The following is a 4,808-nucleotide window of genomic DNA, read 5'->3' on the forward strand; positions in this document are numbered from 1 at the left end:
ATGTCGTCCCTTTTCTCTTCCTCTTTCCCTTCAACAAAATCTTCAGCCAAATCCTCTTTTTTCGGAGAAATCTCTGCTTTCAGATAAAGTACTTCATCCATTAGCGTTTTGACGGTCTTGCTGAGTTCGACGATTTTGGCTTCAATCTCCTTCAACTTTTCGTTAACTTCCGAAAGAATTTCTTCTTTGAAGTTTTCGTAATTCATTCCAACCACCTGTTTTAACGAGCGAATTTCTTTCTCCTTTTCAGCGAGTTTTCTTTCAAGCCTTTCAATCAGAATATCTTTTTCCGACATTTCGAAATTATAATGCTCGTACTAACTTAATATACTTTTCTGCAGTGGAAAGCAAGCGCTCCGTCTTTCAAAAAGTTAACTGGAGAATTTTTAACTTGCAAAATTGATCGGAAGTTTTTGGTCGAGTAACCTATTTTGCAAAACTTTGAATTCAATTTCTGAGAAGTTGCATCTTTTTGTTAATGTGCGAATTTTCCGATCCAAAAGAAAAATTTGAAAGCACGCAGACTTTTTCAAGGCACGAGTCTTTGTCGATCTCTTGGGAAGAGAACAGCCTCTCTTATGTTCTTTAAATCGAGCATCGCCATCAGTAGTCTTTCTACACCAAGACCCCAGCCGGCGTGCGGCGGCATTCCGTATCGGAAAGCTTCTAAATAGAAGCCGAAGCTGTCGGGATCGAGTCCTTGGGCTTTTATTCTTTCAACGAGTAGGTCGTACTTGTGAATTCTTTGGGCACCGCTTGCCAACTCTAACCATCCTTTCATCAAGTCAAAGCTCTTGCAGATTTCTTTCCTGTCTTCGTAGGGCATCGCATAAAACGGCTTGCTTTCCGTCGGCCAGTCGGTTATGAAGTAGTATCCTTGCATGTATTCGGCGAGAATTTTTAACGCTGGAGTTGAGAAGTCCTCTCCCCACGGAATTTCCTCCTTCTTTGAAACGATCTCAAGGGCTTCGTCGTAGGTTATTCTTTCGAATGGCTTCTCTGGAACCTCGACCTCAACGTTTATCCACCTCAGATATTTTTCGCAATTCTCAACGATTCTCTCGTGAATGTAAACTATTAACTCCTCCAAATACTTCATCACACCGTTGTGGTCGGTGAAACTTACCTCTATATCTATTGAAGTAGCCTCGTTGAGGTGTCGGACGGTGTTGTGTTCTTCCGCTCTGAATATCGGTCCGATCTCGAAAACTCTGTCGAAGCCGGCAGCCATCAGGGTTTGCTTGTAAAGCTGGGGACTCTGGTTGAGAAAAGCTTCTCTCTCAAAGTATGTGATTGGGAAAAGTTCAGTTCCCCCCTCCGTGGCTGTTGAAACTATTTTTGGCGTGTTGACTTCTATGAATCCCCTTTCGTGAAAGAACTCTCTTGTAGCGTTCAGAATCTCGCTTCTAACCTTGAATATTGCGAAAATTCTGTGCTTCCTTAAATCCAAAAATCTATGGTCGAGCCTTGTGTCGAGTTCGGCTGGAACCTTTTCAGTCACGTCAAGAGGTAGCGGTGCGTCAGCTTCGTTCAACACTTCAAACTCTTCTGGAATTATTTCAAAACCGTTTGGAGCTCTTTTTTCTTCCTTTACCTCTCCAACAACTTTCACTACGCTCTCCCTTCTAACGTTCTTCGCCTTCTCGAAAACTTCTTGCTTAACCTTTTTCTTCGGTAGCGTAATCTGAGCGAACCCCTCTCTGTCTCTAAGAATTACGAAAACAAGTCCTCCGAGATCTCTTACTTCGTGAACCCAACCGTATAACGTCACTTTCTTTCCGAAATCTTCTTCGCCTATTTCTGAGGTGAATTTTCTCATTTCAACCTCTCCTCCACGGATTTTGCGTGAAGTGGTAAACCTTCTGCTTTTGCAATTTTGATAATAACATCTCCGTACTTTTCAAGCCACTCTTTCGAGAGCATCTGATATGTTATGTGCTTCATAAAAGTTTCAGTACTCAAGCCAGAATACACTCTTGCGTAACCTCCGGTTGGAAGGACGTGGTTTGTCCCACTCGCGTAATCTCCAGCTGCAACTGGAGAATACTCTCCGAGAAATACGCTACCGGCATTCCTAACCTTTCCGAGCATTTTGAGGGCGTTTTTCGTAAATACGCTTAAATGCTCCGGGGCAATTTTGTTTGCAATTTCGAAAGCTTCGTCGAGGTCTTTCACGAGAATTATCTTAAACTCCCCCTGCGAAACAAGCTCCGAAACTTTCCTTTTAACATCTTCGGCAATTCTCTCGGAAATCGTCACGAGGATAGCTTTGGCTAAAGGATCGTGTTCAAGCTGCGCAGCACAGTCGTAGGCGATAAAGTCGGAATTAGCGGTTTCGTCGGCTATAATTAAAATTTCCGAGGGTCCAGCCGGCATGTCTATCGCAACATCCTTCTGCACGAGTAGTTTTGCAGCGGTAACGTATATGTTGCCCGGACCGACGATTTTGTCGACTTTTTCGACGCTTTCAGTTCCGTAAGCCATCGCAGCTATTGCCTGAGCACCTCCAACGGCGTAGATCTCATCGACGTCAGCCAGATCTAACGCCACGAGGGTTAGCGGATTCACACCATCTTTTACCGGAGGAGTACAAGCGACGACCTTATCGACTCCAGCAATTTTTGCTGGGATCGCTGTCATTAAAGCTGTTGAAGGATAGCTCGCTCTCCCTCCAGGTATGTACAGTCCGGCTTTCTCAATTGGAACGTAGATTTTTCCGAGAATCGCGTCTCCGTAATCGACCCTTATGCTTTCTGGAGATGTTGCTTGGTGAAACTTTTCGATGTTCTCTTTTGCCATTTCAAGAGCATCTATTAGATCGTCGCTAACCTTTTCGTAAGCTTCGTCGATTTTTTCCTTGGGAACTTTTATGTAGTCGAGTTTTACCTTATCGAATTTTTCGGTTAATTCGTAAAGTGCCTTGTCCCCTTCTCTCTTAACCTTCTCAATTATCTGCTTTACCTCCTCAAGAACTTTTTCAAGCATTCATTACATCCTCCGCCATTTTTGTCAGATGCTCTCTTATGGCTTCTATCGCCCTCTTTAATACTGTTTTGTTATCGTAGTTTCTGAGAACTTCCTTGGCTTCCTCCTTGGTTATTTCTTTAGCGAATTTAATCATTTCTGGAATTGCTCTTGTTATGTTGTTGACGATAGTTATGTCTGCCATTCTTGCAGTTCTCGAAAGGGGATTTAGATCGATCGCTATAACTTTCTTTCCATGTTTCTTTAAGATTTCACATCTATCTCCATCTTCGAGGGGGACGAGTACGACATCAGCCTTCAAAATTCCTCTACTATCGACGATCCTCCTTGCGTGGTCGATTCCTTCCAAAACTGCGTCTCCCCTATAATAGACTGTGCCACCAAACTCCTCAAGCTTTTTCGCTATTTTTTCAACCCTCTCTTTAGAGTAATGGAAAATATTCACCTCAAGGGGAGCGTTAAGGGTTTTGGACAACTCAACAAGCTCTTCTGCAACGAGACTTGCTGCATTACCGTTAACAGAAATTACCGGATGTTCAGCCAATTTCATCAATGCAACTGCAGCTCTTTCAGCCTCCAAAGCGAAATCGTGAGATTTCTCTCCGAGGATGTAGTCAAAAGCTTCTCCTCTACCGTGGGCGATCAAGCCCTCTAATACAGCCAACCCTTCTCTAACACCCTTCACGAGCTTTTCTCTTGTCGTAAGCGAAAGGTACCTTGGATGACTCTTTGGAATTTCCATGACAGAAACTTCGCCTTCAGGATAAAAAATTTCATCTTGCCAAGCATTCTCAAGCTTAACTTCCGAGTGGAGAAGAAGCAAAGGAGAGAATATCGGAAAGCTTTGAACGAATAATCTTCCAAAATTCTTGGACTACTCGAACATTCCGAACTTTTAACGCTGTTAACTTTCAAGAGTTGCTGAACTTTATAAATTTTTTCTCGAACAGTCTGGATTTCGTTTTTAATAGTTTCGCTGTAGTTTTGATGTTCGAGGGGGTGTTGTTGAAAGAAAGCGTTATATACCTCCATTCGACGTAAATTTTGTTAGAGTAAACCCTCGATGAAAAGAGGATTGAAAGTGGAGAAAGCTCCAGAGGAACCACGCTGCAAACTTTGCGACTCGATGAAAAGAGGATTGAAAGATTACTGAATCGCTAATCCCGAGCTCCTTCAACTTCATTCCTCGATGAAAAGAGGATTGAAAGTCTAAAAACGCCCTCAATATTCTCTTACTCAAATTCTTAAACTCGATGAAAAGAGGATTGAAAGATAACCCCGGCTTTCCAGTCTCTGGATGTTCTTTTATTTCCCTCGATGAAAAGAGGATTGAAAGGCAATACACACACTCGATCAAATTCACAAAACCACCTCCAGCTCGATGAAAAGAGGATTGAAAGTTTCTTCTTCAGCAGCTTGTTCAACCAACTCGGATTTGGGAGTTTTACTCGATGAAAAGAGGATTGAAAGTTTCCGTTGGTTTCGGCTTCGGCTTCTGAACCAAACTTAACTCGATGAAAAGAGGATTGAAAGAGCAGGCGAGAACAAGGGAACAGAAGCGGGTGATTTTGAGCTCGATGAAAAGAGGATTGAAAGTTACTTGCTTTAACAGTGCTCTTTGGTGTGGGGGTAGGTAAACTCGATGAAAAGAGGATTGAAAGGGCAGTACTTGGATCATGTGATCAACTGCGACGAATGCAATCTCGATGAAAAGAGGATTGAAAGGAGAGACTACTATATCCCAAGAAAAACGGTTTCCTATAAGCTCGATGAAAAGAGGATTGAAAGATAGTAGTAGCCTCTAAGCTCATACGCGTAAACCC

4 protein-coding genes and 1 pseudogene are annotated in these 4,808 nt (G+C 42.8%); 1 reads left to right on the forward strand and 4 read right to left on the reverse strand.

Translation table 11 applies throughout. From position 1 onward, the window contains the following. The 4 genes and pseudogenes from F7C14_RS02590 to F7C14_RS02605 all read right to left on the reverse strand — a co-directional run. Positions 1-296 (reverse strand): annotated as a pseudogene (locus F7C14_RS02590) (hypothetical protein); the annotation flags it as partial. 233 nt (positions 297-529) lie between these two features. Beyond that, entirely contained in the window at positions 530-1,819 is a 1,290-nt protein-coding gene (gene aspS, locus F7C14_RS02595) for an aspartate--tRNA(Asn) ligase (RefSeq protein ID WP_290899666.1), read from the reverse strand. Beyond that, positions 1,816-2,985 (reverse strand): histidinol dehydrogenase, encoded by a 1,170-nt coding sequence (gene hisD, locus F7C14_RS02600; RefSeq protein ID WP_290899669.1) that lies wholly within the window; start codon positions 2,983-2,985, stop codon positions 1,816-1,818. The genes aspS and hisD overlap by 4 nt, the downstream gene beginning before the upstream one ends. Continuing rightward, positions 2,978-3,727, reverse strand: coding sequence for a 4-phosphopantoate--beta-alanine ligase (locus F7C14_RS02605; RefSeq protein ID WP_290899671.1), 750 nt, complete (start codon positions 3,725-3,727; stop codon positions 2,978-2,980). Before F7C14_RS02605 ends, hisD begins: the two co-directional genes overlap by 8 nt. Before the next feature lie 900 nt (positions 3,728-4,627). On the opposite strand from F7C14_RS02605, the gene F7C14_RS02610 reads away from it, so the two are divergent. Further along, complete coding sequence (locus F7C14_RS02610) at positions 4,628-4,777, forward strand: hypothetical protein (RefSeq protein WP_290899673.1); 150 nt, start codon at positions 4,628-4,630, stop codon at positions 4,775-4,777. Positions 4,778-4,808 lie beyond the last annotated feature (31 nt).

Origin of the sequence: Ferroglobus sp. (assembly GCF_015521575.1) — an archaeon.
Classification (GTDB): domain Archaea; phylum Halobacteriota; class Archaeoglobi; order Archaeoglobales; family Archaeoglobaceae; genus Ferroglobus.

Bases quoted from the DNA above. Each gene is read 5' to 3' on its own strand.
- aspS (WP_290899666.1), bottom strand. From the start codon at position 1,819: ATGAGAAAATTCACCTCAGAAATAGGCGAAGAAGATTTCGGAAAGAAA.
- hisD (WP_290899669.1), bottom strand. From the start codon at position 2,985: ATGCTTGAAAAAGTTCTTGAGGAGGTAAAGCAGATAATTGAGAAGGTT.
- F7C14_RS02605 (WP_290899671.1), bottom strand. From the start codon at position 3,727: ATGGAAATTCCAAAGAGTCATCCAAGGTACCTTTCGCTTACGACAAGA.
- F7C14_RS02610 (WP_290899673.1), top strand. From the start codon at position 4,628: ATGAAAAGAGGATTGAAAGGGCAGTACTTGGATCATGTGATCAACTGC.